General features: G+C 70.4%; 18 protein-coding genes. 7 read left to right on the top strand and 11 right to left on the bottom strand.

Annotated elements, in window-relative coordinates; genetic code table 11:
• Positions 1 to 2: 2 nt before the first annotated feature.
• From ACFV9G_RS15720 to ACFV9G_RS15700, 5 genes are read right to left on the bottom strand one after another with little or no spacing between them, the layout of a single operon-like run.
• Positions 3 to 1,637, bottom strand: a complete 1,635-nt coding sequence (locus ACFV9G_RS15720; protein WP_378728411.1) for a hypothetical protein — start codon at positions 1,635 to 1,637, stop codon at positions 3 to 5.
• A complete protein-coding gene (locus ACFV9G_RS15715) occupies positions 1,634 to 2,473 on the bottom strand; it encodes a hypothetical protein (protein WP_378728410.1) in 840 nt (279 codons plus the stop codon). The genes ACFV9G_RS15720 and ACFV9G_RS15715 overlap by 4 nt, the downstream gene beginning before the upstream one ends.
• Before the next feature lie 60 nt (positions 2,474 to 2,533).
• Positions 2,534 to 3,292: a class I SAM-dependent methyltransferase gene (locus ACFV9G_RS15710; RefSeq protein ID WP_378728409.1), complete on the bottom strand. Its 759-nt coding sequence runs from the start codon at positions 3,290 to 3,292 to the stop codon at positions 2,534 to 2,536.
• Complete coding sequence (locus ACFV9G_RS15705; protein WP_378728408.1) at positions 3,289 to 4,293, bottom strand: NAD-dependent epimerase/dehydratase family protein; 1,005 nt, start codon at positions 4,291 to 4,293, stop codon at positions 3,289 to 3,291. The genes ACFV9G_RS15710 and ACFV9G_RS15705 overlap by 4 nt, the downstream gene beginning before the upstream one ends.
• Entirely contained in the window at positions 4,290 to 5,288 is a 999-nt protein-coding gene (locus ACFV9G_RS15700) for a glycosyltransferase (protein WP_378728407.1), read from the bottom strand. Before ACFV9G_RS15700 ends, ACFV9G_RS15705 begins: the two co-directional genes overlap by 4 nt.
• 73 nt (positions 5,289 to 5,361) lie before the next feature.
• On the opposite strand from ACFV9G_RS15700, the gene ACFV9G_RS15695 reads away from it, so the two are divergent.
• A complete protein-coding gene (locus ACFV9G_RS15695) occupies positions 5,362 to 7,674 on the top strand; it encodes a hypothetical protein (protein WP_378728406.1) in 2,313 nt (770 codons plus the stop codon).
• Between the two features lie 102 nt (positions 7,675 to 7,776).
• On the opposite strand, the gene ACFV9G_RS15690 is transcribed toward ACFV9G_RS15695, so the two are convergent.
• The 4 genes from ACFV9G_RS15690 to pseB form a co-directional block, all read right to left on the bottom strand.
• The gene (locus tag ACFV9G_RS15690) at positions 7,777 to 8,925 is read right to left on the bottom strand and encodes a hypothetical protein (protein WP_378728405.1); all 1,149 of its coding nucleotides are present in this window, start codon (positions 8,923 to 8,925) and stop codon (positions 7,777 to 7,779) included.
• A 75-nt stretch (positions 8,926 to 9,000) separates the two neighbouring features.
• Positions 9,001 to 9,723 (bottom strand): cytidylyltransferase domain-containing protein, encoded by a 723-nt coding sequence (locus ACFV9G_RS15685; RefSeq protein ID WP_378728404.1) that lies wholly within the window; start codon positions 9,721 to 9,723, stop codon positions 9,001 to 9,003.
• Positions 9,720 to 10,841, bottom strand: a complete 1,122-nt coding sequence (locus tag ACFV9G_RS15680; RefSeq protein ID WP_378728403.1) for a DegT/DnrJ/EryC1/StrS family aminotransferase — start codon at positions 10,839 to 10,841, stop codon at positions 9,720 to 9,722. The genes ACFV9G_RS15685 and ACFV9G_RS15680 overlap by 4 nt, the downstream gene beginning before the upstream one ends.
• Complete coding sequence (gene pseB, locus ACFV9G_RS15675) at positions 10,841 to 11,875, bottom strand: UDP-N-acetylglucosamine 4,6-dehydratase (inverting) (RefSeq protein ID WP_378728402.1); 1,035 nt, start codon at positions 11,873 to 11,875, stop codon at positions 10,841 to 10,843. Before pseB ends, ACFV9G_RS15680 begins: the two co-directional genes overlap by 1 nt.
• Positions 11,876 to 11,983: 108 nt before the next feature.
• Here pseB and ACFV9G_RS15670 point away from each other — a divergent pair, with 108 nt between their 5' ends.
• Positions 11,984 to 13,042, top strand: coding sequence for a PseG/SpsG family protein (locus ACFV9G_RS15670; protein WP_378728401.1), 1,059 nt, complete (start codon positions 11,984 to 11,986; stop codon positions 13,040 to 13,042).
• Here ACFV9G_RS15670 and pseI read toward each other — a convergent pair.
• Complete coding sequence (gene pseI, locus ACFV9G_RS15665; RefSeq protein WP_378728400.1) at positions 13,039 to 14,094, bottom strand: pseudaminic acid synthase; 1,056 nt, start codon at positions 14,092 to 14,094, stop codon at positions 13,039 to 13,041. The genes ACFV9G_RS15670 and pseI overlap by 4 nt on opposite strands.
• Complete coding sequence (locus ACFV9G_RS15660) at positions 14,094 to 14,630, bottom strand: GNAT family N-acetyltransferase (RefSeq protein WP_378728399.1); 537 nt, start codon at positions 14,628 to 14,630, stop codon at positions 14,094 to 14,096. The genes pseI and ACFV9G_RS15660 overlap by 1 nt, the downstream gene beginning before the upstream one ends.
• Before the next feature lie 99 nt (positions 14,631 to 14,729).
• On the opposite strand from ACFV9G_RS15660, the gene ACFV9G_RS15655 reads away from it, so the two are divergent.
• The 5 genes from ACFV9G_RS15655 (at position 14,730) to ACFV9G_RS15635 (ending at position 20,998) form a co-directional block, all read left to right on the top strand.
• Positions 14,730 to 14,981: a phosphopantetheine-binding protein gene (locus ACFV9G_RS15655; protein ID WP_378728398.1), complete on the top strand. Its 252-nt coding sequence runs from the start codon at positions 14,730 to 14,732 to the stop codon at positions 14,979 to 14,981.
• Positions 14,978 to 16,201 (top strand): AMP-binding protein, encoded by a 1,224-nt coding sequence (locus tag ACFV9G_RS15650; RefSeq protein ID WP_378728397.1) that lies wholly within the window; start codon positions 14,978 to 14,980, stop codon positions 16,199 to 16,201. Before ACFV9G_RS15655 ends, ACFV9G_RS15650 begins: the two co-directional genes overlap by 4 nt.
• A complete protein-coding gene (locus ACFV9G_RS15645) occupies positions 16,194 to 16,970 on the top strand; it encodes an SDR family NAD(P)-dependent oxidoreductase (RefSeq protein ID WP_378728396.1) in 777 nt (258 codons plus the stop codon). Before ACFV9G_RS15650 ends, ACFV9G_RS15645 begins: the two co-directional genes overlap by 8 nt.
• Positions 16,970 to 17,374 carry a hypothetical protein gene (locus tag ACFV9G_RS15640; protein ID WP_378728395.1) on the top strand — a complete coding sequence of 135 codons (405 nt, stop codon included), beginning with the start codon at positions 16,970 to 16,972 and terminating at the stop codon, positions 17,372 to 17,374. Before ACFV9G_RS15645 ends, ACFV9G_RS15640 begins: the two co-directional genes overlap by 1 nt.
• Before the next feature lie 66 nt (positions 17,375 to 17,440).
• The gene (locus ACFV9G_RS15635; protein WP_378728394.1) at positions 17,441 to 20,998 is read left to right on the top strand and encodes a CDP-glycerol glycerophosphotransferase family protein; all 3,558 of its coding nucleotides are present in this window, start codon (positions 17,441 to 17,443) and stop codon (positions 20,996 to 20,998) included.
• Positions 20,999 to 21,003 lie beyond the last annotated feature (5 nt).

Below are 21,003 nucleotides of genomic sequence, written 5' to 3'. Positions count from 1 at the left end.
GACTAGCGCCTGGCCACGCGTCGGATCGCGCGGAGAACCCTACGGAGCAGGCGGGCCGCGGGCCGGACACCGGGGACGCGTCCGATGCCGGAGCGTGCCCGCCCGGGGACGGTCGAGGCGCGCTTGGCGACCCGGTTGACCGCCGGGGCCTGCGCAGCGCTCAGCTGGTCCTCCAGCTCCTTGATGCGATCGTTCAGTCCCGCGACGTCGCGGCGGGCTGCTGTGCGTACCTCGTGGGTCATCGTCTGACGTTGACGCATCTGCTGCTTGAACCAGGTCACCTGGCCGCGCAGCGCCTCGTTCTCGGCCATCAGCTTCCGAAGCTCGCCCGGATCGGCGTCCTGCGGTGCCTGCCGCGGTGCGACCACCGGTGTCATGCCGCTCGAGGTGAGCGACGACTCTCGCTGTTGACGCACCCTGCGTACGTCCGCCGGAGTCACCGCGACGTCGATGGTCGCCGCGAGCAGGACGGTGAGCTCGTCCCGGCCGCGACCGGCGGGCCAGGGGTGACGCCATCCCGCCGCGCAGATGAACGCGGCGAGCTCGTCCAGCAGCCCCAGGAGGATCTCCTCGGCGGACTCGCCGAGCTTCACCGTCGACTCGTGAACCGGGACGACGCTGCCGGCGTCGAGGCCGATCTCGTCGACCTGAAGACCGCACCATCGCTCGGGTGCGTCGGCCACGGCCTCGCGCAGCAGGCGTACGTGGCGGCGAAGGCCTGAGGCGTCCCGGCGTGCCGAGTCGCGCATCGCTTCGACCAGCCAGGACCGCTCGGCAGCGGTCCAGGACGTCTCGTCGCCGGTCCGATCGACGCCGACGACAGCCGCGATGGGCTCCAGGCCCCGCGCGACCAGCCAACCGCCGGCAGCCGCCTCGGCTCCCAGCGTGTCCAGCGTCCGACCCAGAGTGGGCTGGACCTCCCGCAGCGTGGGGGTGTCGGAGGGGCGTCCGTGAGCGACCGCGAGCGCCACCGAACAGGATTCGGGAGCCGCGGCCAGGGTCGGCGAACCGACGTCGGGCCACAGCGTGTAGCCACGACCTGCGAACCGTGCGCTCGCGTCCGCGAGGCTCGGCGGGTTCGCCCGATCATGGACGGGGAACGACCAGTCGGCATCCTCGTCGGATGCCTCGGGAGCGACGGTCCTGAGCTGGGTGAGCGGGGATGCCGGGTTGGGAACGACCACCGCCAGCCGCGAGTCGGGTGTCGCCAGGCCGACGAGGTGCTCGGCGATCGCGTGCCAGTCCGTCGGGGCCGCGTCGATCGTCGCGACCCGTCCGAACCCGTCCAGCGCGAGCACGGCGTCGGCCGGCCGATCGGGGGTCCACGAACGCAGGTCACCGCAGACGACGTCGACAGACCTGTCGGCGTACCGCTCGGAGACGAGCTTCGCGTCGGGATGTGTGCGGAGGACGACGGTCGTCGTCGCGGCTCGGCCGATGGCCGCATCGAGCAGATCGAGGTCGTGCGGGCCCACGACGAGGAGGTGGGAGGCGTTGTCCGCCGTCGCGACGGCGAAGCGGGTCAGGACCGGTCCGCGAGGGAGCGTACGAGCGCCGACCATGTCGGACCAGTCGTACATGTCTCCCGACACGACGCTGTAGGCGTCGAGCTTCGAAGGCGTGTCGGTGTCGTTCATGCTGTGATCTCCCATCCGAAGAGCGCGCGCAGCTCAGCAGGCGACGCCATGGCGTCCAGCCCGAGCTCGCGCACAGTCGTGGCGCGTACTTCCTCTGCGTCGGTCTCGACGCCATGGAACTCGGGGAACAGGCGTCTGGCCTGCTCGTTCCCGTCCCTGACGCTGGCGTCCCTGACGTCGGCGAAGGTCATCGGGTCGCCGTAGACCGCGACCTCGGAACCGACCGACGCGCCGTAGAAGATGGCGGTGGTCAGGCGGTTCGACGCGACCCGACGGTGGCGGATCTGCTCCGCGTACTGCTTGTGGAGGAAGCGGATGTCGGTGCCCTGACGCAGCGTGCCGCGCTTGCCGTGACAGATGACCCGGAAGCCGGCGTCCTCGTAGCGGCGCCGGATCTCGGGCATGTCGTACTCGATCCAGTAGAGACAGACGGTCACCGGGCCGTCCTCGGTGTCGCGGATCTCCGCGATCAGCCGGTCGTGGTCGCCGTTGATCTCACCGTGGTCCCAGGTGTGGAACGGGTAGAAGATCGTGCCCTCACGCTCGGCTGCCGGGGGGACGGGCTCGACGTCCTTCTTGAGCTCGAGCAGGTAGTTCCAGGGAGCGCCGATCACCGCGTAGTCGCGCCAGCCGACCGCCTGGCCTCGGCGCAGGTTCGCGTGGGACCAGACGAACTTGGGGAAGCCGTAGGGCGGCTCGTGGCCGGGGCCGAAGCCGTGCAGAAGGTTCCAGCCGTGCTGGAGCACGCCCCAGATCGGGCGCGGCTGCTCGAACGGGAGTCCGCAGTACTCCGAGAGGATGTGGGCGTGTCCGTACCAGTGATTGCTCGTGTCCAAGTCTTCAGTCTCCACGGTCTGGCGAACGGCGACCGTCCCGCCATCGAAGTGTAAGCATTCTCAGTCGGTCTTGACCGCCGCGACCAGCACCGAGGACCCGAACGGCAGATCGAGTCGGGGCAGCAGCCGCTCGTCGATGCGGGTGGCGCCGAGCAGGACCTTCTCGATCCCGGGCGAGACCTCGGGCAGCGGTGCGACGCCGCCGTCGGGAAGCTGCCGGGCACGGGCCGGACCGCGCTCTTTGACCCGGGTGACCAGGCGTTGCGCGGCGAACATCGGAAACGTACCCGTGAAGCCGTACGTCGCTCGCACGGGCGAGAGCCCGGCCGCCCGGATCGCCTCGACCGCCCGCGGCAGGGTGTAGCGCCGGTAGTGGTGGTTGTGGTCGTCGTGGCGGGTCCAGGCCCAGTTGTACGCCGGCACGGACATGAGGAAGCGGCCTCCGGGGGCGAGGACGCGCTCGATCTCGGCGAGCGCGGTGGCCTCGGGATCGCAGTGCTCGATGACGTCGAAGGCCGCGACCACGTCGAAGGAGCCGTCGGCGAACGGGAGCCGGGTCGCGGAGCCGCACACACCGCCGTCGGCAAGGCCACGCGGGTCGACGTCGAGCGAGACGTGGTGCTCGGCGGTGCCCTCGAGCCAGGTGACGCTGGGCCCGTCGGCGCTGCCGACGTCGAGGAGGCGGCGTGGCGTCCCGACGTACGGCTTCATGACGGTCTCGAGGATCCGGGTGCGCGCTCGGTACCACCAGTAGTCGCTCTGCGCGATCGAGGGAGAGCCGCCCGTCGTGCTGCCCAGCAGCATGCCCGTTTCGGTCATCGGATGGAGATCTCGCTCACGTGCGTCGGAGGGGCGGAGGTACCAGCAGCGTAGGCCAGCGCGATCTCATCGGCGATGCGACGCACGCCAACGGAGAAAGGCGTTTGTGTCCGTTTGTCGAGCTCCGGCCAGACGACGCTGCGGACCCGAAGGTCGCGGGCCTGGCCGGGCGTGCCGGCTCCCGGGATGCGCAGCCGTGCCCGCCGTCTGAAGACCCGGTTGATCTCTCCGACGACGGCCGAGAGGGTCGTTCCGGTGCCGGTGGCCAGGATCTTGACGACGGCGTTCGACCCGGCATCCCTGACGTGCTCGTGGAGACCGTCGAGGGCGTCGACGACCATCTCCGCGCAGTCGCCGACATAGAGGTAGTCGCGGATCGTGTCGAAGGAGACCCACACCGGCAGCGGCGTGCCGCGCAGCTGGGCCAGGCACAGCTGAGAGACGAGGCCCTGGGGCTTGGAGAGCTTCTGGCCGGGCCCGTAGAGGTTGGTGATCCGGCCGAGGAGCGCCACCGATCCGGTCTCGGCGCAGAATGCGGCCAGGGCTTCCTCCATGGCCAGCTTGGCCCTGCCGTACGCCACCAGCGGACGCGGCTCCGAGAGCTCGGTGAACGGGGGGTCGGCCGAGCCGGCGTAGACCCCACCCACGGAGGATGCGAAGAAGAACGCGAGCCGGGTGGTGGGCAGCAGAGCTGTACGCAGGTCGTCGAGCACCTCGCGGAAGAGCGACACCTCGGCTTCGAGCTCGTCGGCCGGGGTGGACACCACGCCCGCGCCGGCGCACCAGGCGATGTTGACCCGGCCGTCCGGCGACGAGCCGATGAAGGCGGCGAGCTCGGACCTCAGGACGGCGCGGGCGGCGGCCGGGTCGCCCCAGGGCACGCTCGTCGTGTGCACGGACGACCCGGAGCACGCGAACGCGGTGCGTACGTGGCGGCCGAGCAGGCCGCCACCACCGACGACGAGCGTGGGCGGTCTGGACGGATCCGGGGCGCCGGTCACTCGGGGCGACCGGGCCGGGGTCCCTCGCGAAGCGGGCCGTTCGCGGGGTCGCTGACGATGACGTAGAGCGGCTTGCCCATGGCCATGTTGACGGAGACACCGAGGTATTCGGCGATCACTCCGAGAGTGAGCATGATGGAGCCGGAGCAGACCAGCACGGCCGCCATCAACGAGGTCCAGCCCTGGACAGGGACCCCGCCAGCGAGCCGAGCGACGACCAGCGCGACCGCGAGGACGATGCCGGAGGCGGCGAGCAGGGCTCCGCAGATGCTGACCGCCCGCAGCAGACGGGTGCCGCCGGTGAGCACCATCCGCCAGAAGTGCGACATCAAGGAGCGGTAGTTGTAGCCGGAGGGTCGCTCGCCCTCCTCGCGCAGCTCCACCGGGCAGGTCGCCACGTCCGAGATCACCCAGCTCAGCGCGACGTCCAGGTAGACCCCGTTGGCGGCGTAGGCGGACACGCTCCGGCCGTACTCGCCCAGGATCAGCCGGAAGCTGTTGAACTGCCGGGCGCTGCCACCGGGCATGAGGCGGTCGACGACGACCTTCGAGCCGCGCGAGGTCAGGTTGCGCAGCGGACCGTGGGGCGCCGGATTGGTGGGGCGGGCGTAGACGAGCGCGGCCCGTTCCCTGAGCGCGGTGTCGAGCATCGGTGAGATGTACGCCGGGTCGTGCTGCCCGTCCTCGTCCATCGTGACGATCCAGTCCGACCCCGACGAGGCCAGTCCGGCGAGGGTCGCGGCGTGCTGGCCGAAGTTGCGGCTCAGCCAGATCGGGCGAACGATGTCGTACTTCTCGGCGAGCTGCCGGAGCGCGAGATCGGAGGCGTCCGGGCCGTGGTCGTGGACCAGGAGGATCTCGGTGACACGTCCCTGGTGCCCGTCCGCAGTGACGAACGGTTCGGCGAGGTCGACGACCTCGCTCACCACTTCCGGAAGCGTGTCGGCACCGCGGTAGACCGGGATGACGACGGAGACGGTGTGGGTGAGGGACATCGCTAGGAAAATAGCGCATCCGGAGGGGCTTCGGTGTACTCCGTGTAGGCGTTTTGTTGGCATGATCGCCCGCGTGACTGCAGACCCGGCAACCGTAGGCGTCGCACCTGGCGCGAAGCCTTCCTCGGACCGCACGCTCTCGGACCGCGTCTTCCCAGGTGGGTCCTGGTCCGGGCTGCTCCCCGGGGTGCTGGTCGTGGGTGCGACGCTCGTGCTCGCGATCCGCGTCGCCGGGGTCGATCTCGCCGAGGCTCTGCTCTTCACCGCGTACGTCCTGGCGTTCCTCACCCTCCCCGGCACCGTGGTGTGGCGAGCGGTCGCCAAGCCCGGACCGAGCCTCGGCAACGACCTGGTGCTCGGCACCATCCTCGGGCTCGTCCTCGAAGCACCGCTCTACGTGCTGCTGCGGCTGCTCGATCTCACCCAGCTGATCTACGGGTATCCGGTCGCGGTGCTCCTCGGCGCGCTGCTGGTCGTCCGGCGCCGCCGACGGGTGGGTCCGGTGGTGATCGGACGGGCGCGCGTGTGGTCGTGGGCGGGTGCGGCGGTGGCGGGCGTACAGGTTCTTCTGGTGGCGAACCAGGTCTGGACCCAGAGACCGGTCGACGCGTTGCGGGCGCCGTACGTCGACGAGCCCTTCCACCTCGCGATCGCCGGCGATCTGCTGCACCACTTTCCCGCCCAGATGCCGTGGGTGGACGGCACCCCGCTCTTCTACCACTGGCTCGTCTACGTCCACCTGGCGTCGGCAGCGACGGTCACGCACATCGAGCTCATCGTGCTCATGCGCAGCATGTCGATCGCGCTGCTCGTCCTGCTCGCGGTCGGTGGAGCGTACGCCGCGGCCATCCGTCTCACGGGACGGAAGTGGGCCGGGTTCGTCGCTGCACTCGTCCTCGCGACGGGGGCGACCCCCGACTTCTTCGGCTGGACGAGCCTGGTCAGCCCCGCGCAGCTGGCCTTCGACTCCGTGACGCGCGCGTTCGACAGCCCGACTCACGCGTTGGTGATCCCGCTCCAGATGGTCCTGATGGTGCTGGTCGTGGAGATGATCCGGCGCGAGCGGTGGCGTTGGGGACCGTGGGTGCTGACCGTGGTCGTCATGGTCGCTGTGGCCGGCGCGAAATCGTCGGCTCTGCCGACGATCATCGCCGGCCTGTTCCTGGCGCTGGTGATCTCGGCGGTGCTGCGTCGCCCGCGGATGGTCCGCACCCTCGGCGCCCTGCTCGCGTCGGCCGTCGCTGTCTTCCTGGTCGCCCAGCAGCTGTTCTACGGCGGCGGCACCCGGGCGACCGGCATCGATCTCAACGGGAGCACCGTTCAGCGGCTGGGCATCCTGATGCTGCCCGAGGGCGAGACCCTGCCCGGGTCCGCGCCGTGGGCGATCTGGGTCTGCTTCACGGTCGGGTTCGTCCTCCTCGCCGTGCCGGTGATCGTGGCCCTGGTGCGTGGCGGCTGGCGACGCCCCGACTTCCTGTTCCTGGCGGGCACCTGGGCCGCCGGTGCCGGCGCGTTCATGGTCCTGAGCCATCCCGCGCTGAGCCAGGCGTACTTCCTTCTGGGCGCCAGCGGGTTCCTCGCCGTGCTCATCGCCGTCTCGCTCTCGGACATCGTCCCCGTCGACCTGTCGTTGCGCGACGGCGTCCGGATCGTCGGCTGCGCCGCCCTCGGCTGGCTCGTGGTCGTGACCGTGAGACTGATGGTCGGCAGCGAGATGCCGGCCGGCGGCGAGGTCTTCACGCCGACGTTGCTGACCCAGCTCGCCATCGGACTGCTCGTGCTCGCTGCCGCCCTCGTCGTCGTGCTCGTCTACGTGAGGCGCTCGAGGGTCGCGACGCTCCCGGCCGTCGTGGCGTTGATGCTGGGGGTCGTGCTCGCCGGGGCGCCACAGACCATCGCTCTCGCCACGATCGGGCCGGCGGTTTCCCGGGCGGTCGACACGGACATCATCGGCCCGGGCGGAGTCGCGGCCGCGCGGTTCGTCCGCGAGCACTCGCAGCCCGATGACCTGATCGCGACCAACGCCCATTGCATCGGGCTGCCCGTGCCCGACTGCGATCGCCGGAACTTCTGGATCGCGGCGTACGCCGAGCGTCGGGTCCTGGTCGAAGGATGGGCCTACATCGACCCGCTCGTGGTCGGGCTGCCGTCCACGGACCTCAACAACTCCGCCTACCTGCCGTTCTGGGATCCGGAGCTGCTCGCGGCCAACGACGCGGCGATCACACACCCGTCTCCGGCGACGCTCGCCACGCTGCGCGAGGAGCACGGGGTCGATTGGCTCGTCGTCGACCGTCGCTATCGGGCCGACCTCCCGGGCCTGCGCCGCGAGCTCGGCCAGCCGAGGTTCAAGCGCGGCCTGTACTCCGTGTTCGACCTGCGCTAGGAGACCGCTGAGAATGCCGAGTCGGCGCGTTATGACGCGCCGACTCGGCGTTGCTGAGCGTCAGGATGAGCCGACTCGGCGTTGTTCGGCAGTGGGCTCCGGTCAGCGGCGCAGGATGGCCCGGAGCCGGTCCCGTCGCGAGGGTGGCGTCGCTTCCCTCCGGCGGGCGCGGGCGTCCTCGACCTCTTGCTGGATCTCCTCCGGCATCGTGTGCAGGCCCTGCATGACCAGCTTCACGACCTGCATCACCTCATCGCCCGGGATCTCGGCGTAGTCGCCGATGTTGTAGTCCGGAAAGGTGCTTTGCTCGATCATCTCGGTGAAGGAGAAGCCGCCGAGCTTGCCGATGAGGAGGTTGTCGTCGCGGTAGTCGTCGAGAAGCTCCTGGCGGAACTCGGAGGTCATGTAGACCGCGCTGGAGCTGTTCCAACCGAGCTGGGTCGCCTTGGTGACGAGCTCACCACGGAGGATCTGGATCCACCTGAGACGAGTGGCCTTGTAGGAGTCGACGCCTCGGAGCCGACCACGCATCGGGGCCGCCGCCACGATCGGCGCCAGGTGGCGCGCGGTCTCGACGGTCCGCCAGCCCGATCCGACGTTGCTCGACCCCGCCCCCTCGCCCTGCATCGGGAGTTCGCACGTGCTGAGGAAGTCCGCGACGGCGTTGCTGTGGCGCAGCTCCTTGCGGATGAAGGGACGAAGCCGCAGGTCGACGTCGGGGATGGCGGTGGTGATGGTGTCGACGAACTCTCCGTAGCGCAGGAAGCTCATGTCGAGCGGTGACCAGTCGCGAAACTCCTCGAAGGGGAGATCGACCAGCTCGGCGTGCTCGGGCCTCATCACCATCAGCCGCTCGACGTAGAAGGCGTTGTAGAACGTGGCCTGATCGCGAACGTAATGGACCCAACGGACCTTCGCGCCTGCCTGACGCGCGTAGTCGGCGATCGCGCTGATGTGCTCCGGCTTGAGCAGCGAGAACGACTCGCACGAGATCACCGTGGTCTCGGCGGTGCCCGAGGCGATCGACTCGACAAGCTGCTCCCAGGTGCCGAGGGCGGGCGTGAAGAGCACCTCGCCGAGCAGCTGGGAGTAGAGGTTCTGGTGCTGGACGCTGTGCTCGCCCCGGCCGATCGTGGGGTAGGCCACCTCGGGAGGGAGCTTTCCCTCGCGGTGGGCGCGGGCCAGGAAGGTCTGGATCGCCGTGCTCCCGGTCTTGAAGGTGCCGGAATGGACGATCAGAGTCTTCTGCATGCAACGCTCCCCGAATGTCGCTGGGATGGAGAGCGGCGCGACGTCCCGCGTAGTGCGAATCTTACCCTCCGGGGCTTATTGGCCGAGCTTCTTCTGCTCGATCTGGGCATTGATCTCGACCAGCTCGGGATGGGTCTCCAGGAGGGCGACGAGACCGCGGGTGTCGAGCCGGTGGGCGTCGTGGTCCTCGATGAGGAGCTGCAGGAGCCGCAGGTCCTCGGGGGTGTCGAGGGTGATCCGGTACGCCGAGGCGTCCCGCTCCCACGGCAGGTTGAGCTGGGGCCGGGTCTCGTCGGTGTAGAGCCACGGGGTGACGTGCTCGCGGTGGGGCGTCTCGGTCGCGAGCTCGTCGGCCTCCAGCAGCGCCGTCGCGGAGAAGACCTCGAAGTCGAGGCCTCGTGGGTAGGTGCGCTCCAGGGCGTTGCTGGCATAGAGCGCGGGATCGTCGGCGGCGGCCCAGGCGTCGATGCCGCGGCGTACGACCTCGCCGTCGATCAAGGGGCAGTCGCTGGTCACCCGGACGACGACGTCGGGCTCGAACTCCCGCACCGCCAGCGCGAAGCGCGAGAGTACGTCGGGCTCGCTGCCGCGGACCACCCCGGCGCCGAGCTTGTCGGCCAGGACGGCGACCGGATCGTCGTCGAGGTTGGTGGTGGTCGCGACGATCACCGGCAGCCCGGCGGCGGTGAGCCGGGCGAGGTGGTGCTCGAGCATGGTGACGCCGGCCGCCTCGCGAAGCACCTTGCCGGGGAGGCGGGTGCTGGTCATGCGTGCCTGGGTGATGACTGCGGTCTTCACAGGACTCCGACCAGCGTCTCGACGACCTGGTCGACCTGGTCGTCGGTCAGGTCGGGGTAGAGCGGCAGGGACAGCTCCTCGGCGTAGAACGCCTCCGCGTTCGGGCACATCCCGCGCTGGTAGCCCAGGTCGGCGTAGACCGGATGCCAGTAGACCGGGATGTAGTTGACCTGTACGCCGATGCCGGCCGCCCGCATCTTCTCGAACACCTCGCGCCGCCGGTCCTCGAGGACACGCACCGGATAGAGGTGCCACGCCGGGTCGACGCCCTCGCGCCGGACCGGCAGCCGAAGCCCGTCGACGTCGGCGAGCGCTGCGTTGTAGCGGGCGGTGATCTCCGCGCGCCGCTGCTTGAACCCGGCCAGGCGCTTGAGCTGGGAGAGGCCGAAGGCGCACTGCAGGTCGGTGAGCCGGTAGTTGAGCCCGAACTCGTGGACCTCCTGGTGCCACGGACCCTCGTCCTTGATCCGGAACCGGTCGGCGTCACGCATCAGCCCCACGAAGTGGAACTCGTGGGCCCGCTGCGCGACGGCGGCATCCTTGGCGACGACGGCACCGCCCTCGGCCGTGGTGAGGTTCTTGGTCGGGAAGAACGAGAGCGTGGTCAGGTCGGCCAGGTCTCCGACCGGGCGTCCGCCGGAGAATCCACCGATCGAGTGGGCGGCGTCGCCGAGGGTCAGCGCGCCGACCCGGTCGGCGATCGGCTGCAGCACGGCGTAGTCGGCCGGGTGGCCCGCGTAGTCGACGGCGGCGATCACCTTGGTGCGGTCGGTGACGAGCGCGTCGACCGCGGCCGGGTCGATCAGCGCTGTGTCCGGATCGACGTCGGCGAAGACGACCTTCGCGCCGAGCAGCGAGGCCCCCGACGCGGTCGCGACGAACGTCATCGGGGTGGTGACGACCTCGTCGCCGGCACCCACCCCGGCGGCGGCGTACGCGATGTGGAGGGCAGCGGTGCCGGAGGTGCACGAGACCGCCCGGTGCCCACCGACCAGGTCGGAGAGCGCCTGCTCGAACGCGGCGACGGTCGGCCCGGTGGTGAGCCAGTCGCCACGCAGGATCGCCGTGACCGCCTCGATGTCCTCCTCGGAGACCGACTGGCGGCCGTAGGGCAGCACTAGATCCCCGACTCCAGGACCTTGCGGAGGTCCTCGGCGTCGTACCAGATGTCGTTCTTGTCCGAGGCGCAGTGGAAGCCGTCGGGAACCGGCACGGCGTCCATGATCGGCTTGTAGCCCCACTGCGGGTTCTCGGGCTCGATCACGTAGTACTTCCCGTCGCGGATGCTGACCGCGCGGCGGCCCTCCTCGGGGCTGATCATCTCCTCGTGGAGCTTCTCCCCGGGGCGCAGCCCGATGTCGACGAAGCTCGCGTCGGGGGCGACCGCCTTCGCCAGGTCGACGACCTTGTGGGAGGGGATGTGCGGGACGAGCAGCTCGCCGCCCTGCATGATCTCGAAGGTGTCGAGCACCATCTGCACCGCTTGCGGCAGCGTGATCAGGAACCGGGTGCACCGCATGTCGGTGATGCCGAGCGCCTCGCCGCGCTCGGCCATCGCCTTCCACTTCGGGATGATCGAACCGCGCGAGCCGGTCACGTTGCCGTAGCGCACCACGGAGAACCGGGTCTCGTAGGAGGAGGCGTAGTTGTTGCCGAGGATGAAGATCTTGTCGGCGGTCAGCTTGGTCGCGCCGTAGAGGTTGATCGGCGAGGAGGCCTTGTCCGTCGAGAGTGCGACGACCTTCTTGACGCCGGCGTCGATCGAGGCCTCGACGACGTTCTGCGAACCCAGGACGTTGGTCTTGATGAACTCGAAGGGGTTGTACTCCCCGGTGTCGACCTGCTTGAGCGCCGCGGCGTGCACGACGTAGTCGACGCCGTGGAGCGCCCGGTGCAGGCGGTCGCGGTCGCGGATGTCGCCGATGAACCAGCGAAGCCTCGGGTCGTTGCCGAACAGCTGGCGGCACTCGTACTGCTTCAGCTCGTCGCGCGAGAAGACGATCACGCGCCGCGGGTTGAGGTTGTCCAGGACGTGGCGGATGAACGCCTTCCCGAAGGAGCCCGTCCCGCCGGTGACCAGGACGCTGGCACCGTCGAGAGGATGGTCGATCGGGGCGACGGACTCTCGGGGGTCCGAATTGGGCACGGTCACGGGGATGCTCTCTACTCTGGGCCTCACTGGTGCGCCAACGATGTGGCGCGCAAAAGGTGACACACGTGCCGTCCGTCGGAACGGACGAATCCGGGAGGTTGCGCTGACATGTCCGTGGGATCGTCCGAGGACGTACGGCTGCGGCGGGTGGCGATGGTGTGCGACGCCGGTCCCGATGTCGGGATCGGGCACGTCATGCGCTGCCTGGCCCTCGGGGAGGAGCTCGTCGCCCGAGGCGTACGCGTCGTGATGGTCGCGGACCTGGACCGGGTGCCGTGGGCGGCGGAGCAGGTGCGTCGCCGGGGGATCGAGATCGCGTCGCCGGGGCCGGGCGATGTCCGCGACGTCCTCGCCCGCCTCGAGCCGTCGTCGGTGGTCGTCGACTCCTATCTCCTCCCGGCTTCGGTCTACGCCGACCTGCGCGACCGCTGGCCGCTGCTGGCGCTCATCGACGGTGACCCGCGCGGTCGGGTCGCCGACCTGTACCTGGACCAGAACCTCGGTGCGGAGGCCTCCACCTGGGCACTCCCCGAGGGGTCCGGGCATCTCGGCGGGCTCGCCTACGCCCAGCAGCGACGTGAGATCGTCCGGCAGCGTCCGAGCGCGCCGAAGGCCGCCGCCGACGAGCACACGCCCGTGCGGGTGCTGGCGTTCTTCGGCGGGACGGACGCCTTCGGAGTCTCCCCACGAATCGTGCGCCTGGTCACGCGAGCGGGGATCGCCGTGGAGCTGACCGCCGTCGCTGCCACCGCGGAGCTGGCCGAGGAGATCGCGGGCATCGTTCCTGCGCCGGGCCAGGCCGTCCACGTGATCGGGCCGACCGACACCCTGGCCGAGCTCGTCGCCGACTCGGACGTGGTCCTCAGTGCCGCCGGGACCTCCGCCTGGGAGCTCTTCTGCCTCGGCGCGGCCGTCGGGTTCGTCTGCGTCGCCGACAACCAGAAGGACGCGTACGTCCGGATGGACCAGGAACAGCTCGCCGTCGGGATCGCCACCCTGGCCGAGCTCGACGGCGACTCCGCGGACGCCGTGGCTCGGATGCGTGACCTCCTGGGTGACGTACGCCTTCGGGAGAGGCTGCGCGCCGCCTGCTGGGCCATGGTCGACGGCCGAGGGCCGGAGCGCGTCGCCGACGCGCTCCTCGCCCTCGACCGCGATCGCGTCTAGACCAGGTCCCAGCTGAGCGGGGTGCCGGCCGGGGCGTCCTTGGTGAAGGTGCGGCCGAAGACGATGTCGACGTCGCCCGGCGGCAGCCCGTCGGCGGGGCGGACGGAACGTACGTTGTCCGGTCCGACCTTCTCCCCGGCACGCACGTCGCGGGTGACGAAGAGCGAGCGGCGGAAGCGCAGGCCCTCGCGCTCGGCCGACTTCGGGCCGATCCGGGCCTCGCCGAGCGCCTGCCAGGCGATCCGCGTCTCACTGACCAGCGAGGCGAACTCGTCCGGCTCCAGGGAGAAGTCGGAGTCGACGGCACCGTCCTCGCGGGAGAGCGTGATGTGTTTCTCGATCACGCACGCGCCGAGCGCGACGGCCGCGACCGAGGCGCCGATACCGAGCGTGTGGTCGGAGAGGCCGACGGCGACGTCGAGCCCGTCGCGCAGCACCGGGATCCCGCGGAGGTTGGAGGCCTCCGGAGGAGCGGGGTAGGACGCGGTGCAGGCCAGCACGACGAGATCGTCGTTGCCGGTCGCCCGTGCCGCACGCACCGCCGCGTCGATCTCGGCGAGGGTCGCCGTGCCGGTGGAGATGATCGTCGGCAACCCGGTCTCGGCGATCGCGCGCACCAGCGGCAGGTCGGTGATCTCGGAGGAGGCCGACTTCAGCATCGGCACGCCGAGCCCGACCAGGAAGTCGACCGCGGTCGGGTCGAAGGCGGCGGAGAAGGGGACCATGCCCAGCTCGGATGCCAGCGCGAAGATCGGCTCGTGCCACTCCCACGGCGTGTGCGCCTCTTCGTAGAGCTCGTGAAGGCGACGGCCGGGCCACAGCGGGTGGTCGGCCGAGAGCCGGAAGGCGGGGGTGTCGACGTCCAGCGTGATCGTGTCGGCGGTGTAGGTCTGGATCTTGAGCGCGTGCGCGCCGGCCTCGCCCGCGGCCCGCACGATGTCGAGCGCCCGCTCCAGGTCGCCGCCGTGGTTGCCGGACATCTCCGCGATCACGAACGGTTCGTGCGCGGGACCGATCAGCCGGTCGCCGACGGTGATCTCGTGGACGGTCATCACTGCTCCTTGCCGGAACGTCGGGTGGGTCGGTCGTCGCGGTGCAGCCTGACCGGGATCGCGGTCACCGAGCCGTCGCCGACGGTCTGCTCATAGGGCTCGCCCTCGGTGAACCCGAGCCGGCGGTTCATGGCGCGCACGGACTCGTTGTGGGGGAGCACCTCGCCCTCCAGAACGTCGATGTCGAGCCCGTCCGGTCCGGGAGCGAAGGCGTACGCCACGGCCTCCCGCATGATCTTGGTCCACGCCAGCAGCGCGGTGCCGTCGGCGGTGGTGCCGTCGTGGTCGAGATAGAAACCCCAGGAGGCCGACCTGGCGGCGGGGTCGTGGTCGAAGAAGGTCACCACGCCGAGCGGGCGGGAGGCGTACTCGAACATGAGCACCCGCCGGGTCGGATCCTGGCAGACCCGGGACCACCAGGCGGCGTGCTCCTCAGCGGTGATCAGATGCTGGTTGATGCTCACCGACCGGTTGGCGTCCTGGTTGCGCCACGCGAGCATGTTCGGCAGGTCGTCGGCGGTCGCCCGTCGCAACATCGATCTCCTCAGACGTCAGTGGAATGCGCGCTCACGTTACCCGCACGTTCAGGACCGGAGAGGTTTTCCTCGCCGGGCGTCACGATATGGTCCGAGGCCATGGAGACTCTTGACCGACCGGCGGTCCGCAAGCTCATGGGCGAGGTGCTGGCGGTGCAGGGAAAGACCCTGCCCGCCGACGACGCCGCGAAGCTGGCCGACATCGGCTTCCGCTCCCTCGACTTCTCCGAGCTCGCGCTCCGCGTCGAGGACGAGATCGGTGACGAGCTCAACTTCGAGGCGGCCGGACTCCGCTCGATCGAGACGATCGGAGACGTGCTCGACCTGCTCGTGGAGATCCAGGGGCAGTGATCGCCGACAACCTCGTCGTCGACGCCCGGACGGGGAGGCGCGCGACCTGGGGTGAGCTCGGTCGGCACGCCGGCCCACGGCCGGCGCCGACGGCCCGCGTGGTGGAGCACAGCGTCGATGCGCTGCCGGCGGTCGCCGGTCTGAAGGACGGCGGCGAGCTCCTCGTCGTGGCCGCGGGACGGCTCGACGAGGCACTCCGCGCGGAGCTGCGCGGGGCCGGCTTCGACCTCGCCGCCGGCGACGACGTCCAGGAGGCGACCAGCCCCCGGGTGGCCGAGGACGGCCGGGTCTGGCTGCTCACCTCCGGGTCGACCGGCCGGCCCAAGCGGGTCGGCCACACCCTGGCGTCGCTCTCGACCGTGACCGGCGAGCTGGCTCCGCGCACCTGGCTGTGCCCCTACTCGCCCGGCACCTACGCGTGGTGGCAGGTGATCACGCTCGGGCTGGGCGTGCCCGGTCAGGACCTGGTGCTCGTCGACCCTGCCGACCTGGACGACTGGGTGACGCCCGCGCTCGAGCACGGCGTCACCGCGGTGTCCGGGACCCCGACGTTCTGGCGACGTACGTTGATGCGTCACGGCGCCGAGCTGAGGAAGCTCGCGCTCGAGCAGGTCACGCTGGGTGGTGAACCGGTCGACCAGGCGGTGTTGTCGCAGCTCAGCGAGGTCTTCCCGGACGCGCGCGTGTCCTGGATCTACGCCTCCTCCGAGGTCGGCGCCTCGATCGTCGTCCACGACGGTCGCGCGGGCTTCCCGGCCGAGTGGCTCGACCGTGACCTCCCCGGTCGCCCGCGACTGTCAGTGGTCGACGGCGAGCTGGTGATCACCTCGCCGCACCACGGCACCGACGCCTCGGGCGCGGAGATGGCCGGGGCCGTACGCACCGGCGATGCCGCCCGCGTCGAGGACGGCCGGGTCCTGGTCACCGGTCGCCTCGACCGCGACGAGCTCAACGTCGGCGGCTCCAAGGTGTCGGCCGGTGCCGTACGCGACCTGCTGCAGTCCCACCCCGCGATCGCCTGGGCGGCCGTACGCGGTCGCAAGGCGCCTCTGGTCGGGACCATGGTCGTCGCCGACGTGGTCGCCGGCCAGGACTCGGGCGTGACCGCTGACGACCTGACCCGTTGGGCCGCCGAGCGACTGCCCGAGTACGCCGTGCCGCGGCGTATCAAGATGCTCGACGAGATCCCGGCCAAGGAGACGCTGAAGAGTGATGTCTGATTTCCAACTTGCCGAAGCGAAGCCCGAGGCGATCAGTGCTGTTCCGCCCGTATCGGTCGTGCTGGTCTCCGGTGCCTCCCGCGGCCTCGGTCTCGCCATCGTCAGCGACCTGCTCGAGCGCGGGGTGAAGGTCGCGGCCTTCGCACGCACGGTGACCCCCGAGCTCGAGGCGCTCGCCTCGAAGTACCCCGAGGCCACCCACGTCGGCTCGGTCGACGTGACCGACGAGAAGGCGGCCCAGGCGTTCGTCAAGGAGGTCGAGGCGAGGCTCGGCGTCATCGACGGGCTGGTCAACAACGCCGCGATCGGGCAGGACTCGCTGCACGTGCACACCTCCTCGGACCGGATCGCGCAGATCATCGAGACCAACCTGACCGCGCCCCTGGTGCTGACCCGGTTCGTGCTGCGGCGCCTGATCGGCAAGGGCCTGAAGGGCCGGGTCGTCAACGTGACCTCGATCTGTGGCCAGCGTGGCTACCAGGGCCTGGTGGCCTACTCGGCCACCAAGGGAGGTCTCGACGCCGCGACCCGCTCGCTGGCCCGCGAGCTCGGTGGCCGGGTGCTGGTCAACGCGGTCGCTCCCGGGTTCTTCGCCTCGGAGATGTCCGCGGTGCTCGGTGCGAACCAGCTCGAGTCGATCGCGCGGCGTACGCCCTCGGGCGCGATGACCACACCCGAGGACGTCGTGCCGACCGTCCGGATGCTGCTGCTCGAGCAGACCAACATCAACGGTCAGTCGATCGTCATCGACGGCGGCGGCTCGATCTGATGTCCGGCGGCCGGCTCCGGGTCGGCAGCGATGCCGAGCTCGCCGGATATCGCGCCCGCAGCCACCTCCACGACGGCCGGGTGGTCGCCTGGACGGGTTCCGACGACGTCCCGGTGGCGGTCGACGCCGAGGTGGAGCGTACGGTCCCGGAGGCCCTCGCGAGGCGGTTCGGCACCGATGGGTTCTGGGAGCGATGGACCCGGGCGGAGTGCGTCGTGAAGCTCACCGGCCGCGGCGTCGTCGACATCGTGGCCCTGATGGCGGGCGAGGTGCCCACCACCGACGTGCGCCTGAGCACCCTGCGTCTACGGGACGGGATCGTGGTGTCGATCGGCAGACTCCCTGGCGAAGGTTCCCCGGAGGGGTATCGGCCGGAGTGCGGGAGACTGTTCGTTCGCCTGTAACCTCTGAGTTCGATCAGATTCGCGAGCGCGTCAATCGGGACGACCTCGAACCGAGAGGGATTGTGCATGGGTCAGGGAATCGTCGACGTCCTGCGTCGCGCCGAACGAAGGATGCCGCAGGGCGTCCGTCGACTGGCTCGTGACGCCGGGCATCGCGTTCTCGGCCACGAGCGTGGCGCGCTCGTCTCGGTCGTGGTGACGGTGACCGACCAGGACAAGCAATACCTGGCCGAGTCGCTCCTCTCCGTGCGTGAGCAGACCCATACGACCCTCGAGATCCTGATCGCGCCCTACGGCCAGGCCAGCGTGGTGAGCGACCAGATCCTCGCCGACCTCCCCGACGACTACCGCCTGCGGCTGCTGGACAGCTCCGCGACGCAGGCCGAGGCCCGCGACCGTGGTGGTCGCGCGGCGCGGGGAGCCTACGTCTGCTTCCTGCTCGCCGCCGACCTCCTCACCCCGAACGCGATGCGTACGCTGGTGACCTCCCTGGAGCAGAGCGGGTCCGACCTCGCGGTCGGTCGCATCGAGAGCCGCCAGCGGCTCTCCCCGCCGGTGGTGCCGGCCTACGATCTCGTGCACGCCGAGAACCGCTCCGGCCTCACCCTCGACGAGTTCCCGGTGGCGCTGAGCGACGTCGGGGTGAGCAACCGGCTCTTCCGCACCTCGTTCTGGCGCCGGCAGGGATTCAGCTTCGGCGGCCGCGGCGGCGCCGACGCCGTCGGGTTCGACGGCTACCTGAGGGCCAACCGCTTCGACGTGGTCACGGCGCCGGTGTGCGTGGACATGGACCGCGCCGACGGCACCCCGGTCGAGCAGCTCCACGACCAGACCCTCGGGATGGAGGAGTGGATCGAGCAGACCCGGTCGACGTGGGTCGCGATCGGAGAGCTGGCCTCGGGCCTGCGTGACCACTGGGCGCTCGGCGGGCTCGCCGGTCGTGCCAACACCATCCTCGGTGACGTCGAGCGGATGAGCGCGGAGCAGTGGACCGCCCTGCGCGACCTCGTCGTCGAGATCGAGCGCGACGTCGCTCCGGAGGTGTGGCTCAAGCTCCCGGTCGAGGTGCGGGCCCGGCTGACCTACCTCATCGCCGACCAGCGTGAGGAGCTGACCGCGTTCGTCGCGTCGCGCTGGTTCGAGCGCGGCAACCTGCGGACGCGGGTCGCCGGCGGGCAGATCCACGGGATCTTCCCCGACACGGACCTGCCCGCGGCCGTGACCACGCTCAACGAGCACGAGACGCCGGCGCGGGTGCTGGTGCGAGACGTACGTCCTCTCGACTCCGACCGGGTCCTGGTCGACCTGGTGGCGCGGATCGAGCTCGTCGACCTCGCCGAGACGACCCCGTTCTTCACCGCCCGCCTGGTGCCGGACTACGTCAGCGCGGACGACGAGGACGGGGTCGCGAGCGACCCCGACGCGGCGCTGCCCGACCCGATCGACCTGACCGTCACGCCGCGGCGCGACGAGCAGGCCAACATGACCATCGGTCACAAATACCAGGACTACCGCGCCGGCGGGTGCCGCACCGAGATCGACCTCACCCGGCTCTCCGCCGGGCGCTGGCACCTCGAGGTCACCGTCGCCGTCGACGGCGTCGTCCGCACCACCAGCGAGGTCCAGATCGACACCCGCGGCCCGGCGGGCAACCTGGCCACGCGCTACCGGCCCCGGGTCCACACCTCCGCCGGACTGTCCGTGGCCTGCGACCGCTTCGAGGACCAGCTCAGCTTCCGCGCAGTCCCGACGACGACCACCACCACCGTGGAGCAGGTGCGGGTGGAGGGCCGGAGCATCTCGCTCACCCTCGCCGGTCAGCTTCCGCAGGCCGTGCGGGCGATCGGTGGCGGCGTACGCATCGAGGCCCCGGTCAAGGACGCCACGGTCACGCTCAGCCTCCCCGCCCACGGGGCCGTCGAGCCGGGGGCGCCCGCCGCCTGGCGGCTGGAGACCCTCCAGGACGGCACCTCGGGCCGGATCGTCTGGACCGACGCGGTCGGTGAGCCGTGGACCGGCGAACGCGGCGGCAGCGTGCTGGCTTCGCGAGACGGCCGCGGTTACGCCCAGATCATCGAGGTGGCCGACACCGTCGCGCTCGACCAGGTCGAGCTCGGCGAGGGCCGCGTCACGGTGCGTGGCCACTGGCTCAGCTCCATCCCGAAGCACGCCCGGCTGACCATGTCGGGCTCGCGACACAGCGAGACCATCAAGATCGACACCGGTGCCGACAGCTTCGAGGTCGTCTTCACGCTGCGCTGGGACGAGTGGGGCCTGGGCGAGTCCGTCCTGCCCAGCGGCATCTACCAGTTCCAGCTCACCTGCGGCGCCAAGCGCAGCGGCAACGTACGCCACACCAGCGCGTTCCTCGAGCATCAGGCCGAGTTCCAGACCAGTGACGAGGTCCGGCTGCGCCCGGTCAACGGCAACGGCCCGGGCGTCACCCTGCAGCCGCCGATCTCCGTCGACCACGCCGGCAGCTACGCCCACAACCTCGCCCGCGAGCGCGTCCTGGCGGCCGAGGAGCCGATCGACGAGTCCGCGGTCTACCTCTCCACCTACGCCGGTTCGACCGGCACCGACTCGCAGCTCGCGATCCACGAGCACCTGCGTCGCACCCGGCCCGACCTCACCCTCTACTGGGGCGTCGCCGACCACGCCTCCCGGGTCCCCGAGGGCGGCATCGCGGTCGTGCTGCAGAGCCCGGAGTGGTACCGGGTCATCGGCACCGCGAAATACCTCGTGCAGAACATCGACTTCGACCGCTGGTGGCACAAGCGGGAGGGCCAGCGCTTCCTGCAGACCTTCCACGGCTACCCGGCCAAGTCGATGGGCCTGCGGATGTGGCGCGCGAAGATGTTCTCGCCGCTGCGCTGCGAGGCCGAGCTGGACCGTACGACCGCCGGGTGGGACCTGATCCTCACCCCGACGCCGGAGATGGACCGCTACTACCGCGAGGAGTACGCCTACGACGGCCCGATCCACAGCGAGGGCTATCCGCGCGATGACGCGCTGGTCCGCCCGTCGGCGACGGAGGACCGCGAGCGTACGCGCAACCTGTTCGGCATCGCCCCCCACCAGAAGGTGGTCCTCTACGCCCCGACCTGGCGCGACCACCTGGCGCTGAACTACCGCTCGGCGAAGATGGTGGAGCACCTCGACGTAGTCGCGGCCAGCGAGGCTCTGGGCGACGAGTACGTCATCCTGCTGCGCGGTCACCGGTTCAACTCCAAGGGCAGCGAGCGCAGCGAGCGCACCGCCCGGATCATCGACGTCACCGACTACCCGGAGATCAACGACCTGATCCTGGCCTCCGACGCGGCGGTGCTCGACTACTCCAGCCTGCGCTTCGACTTCGCCCTCACCGGGCGGCCGATGGTGTTCCTGGTGCCGGACCTGTCCGACTACACCGGCGGCATCCGCGGCTTCCTCTACGACTACGCCGACACCGCCCCCGGGCCGATGCTCGACACCGCCGAGGAGGTCGTCGCGGCCCTGTCCGACCTGGATCGGCTCGAGGCGGAGCACCGTGACCGGATCGCGGAGTTCAACGCCAAGTACCAGTACACCCAGGACGGGAAGGCCACCGAGCGGGTCGTGGAGCGGTTCTTCGACAAGCCCTGAGGCCC

The sequence above is a fragment of the Nocardioides sp. NPDC059952 genome (assembly GCF_042730435.1).
GTDB lineage: Bacteria > Actinomycetota > Actinomycetes > Propionibacteriales > Nocardioidaceae > Nocardioides.
The sequence above is the reverse complement of the archived record's forward strand: the minus strand, read 5'-3'. Positions and strand labels throughout refer to the sequence as shown.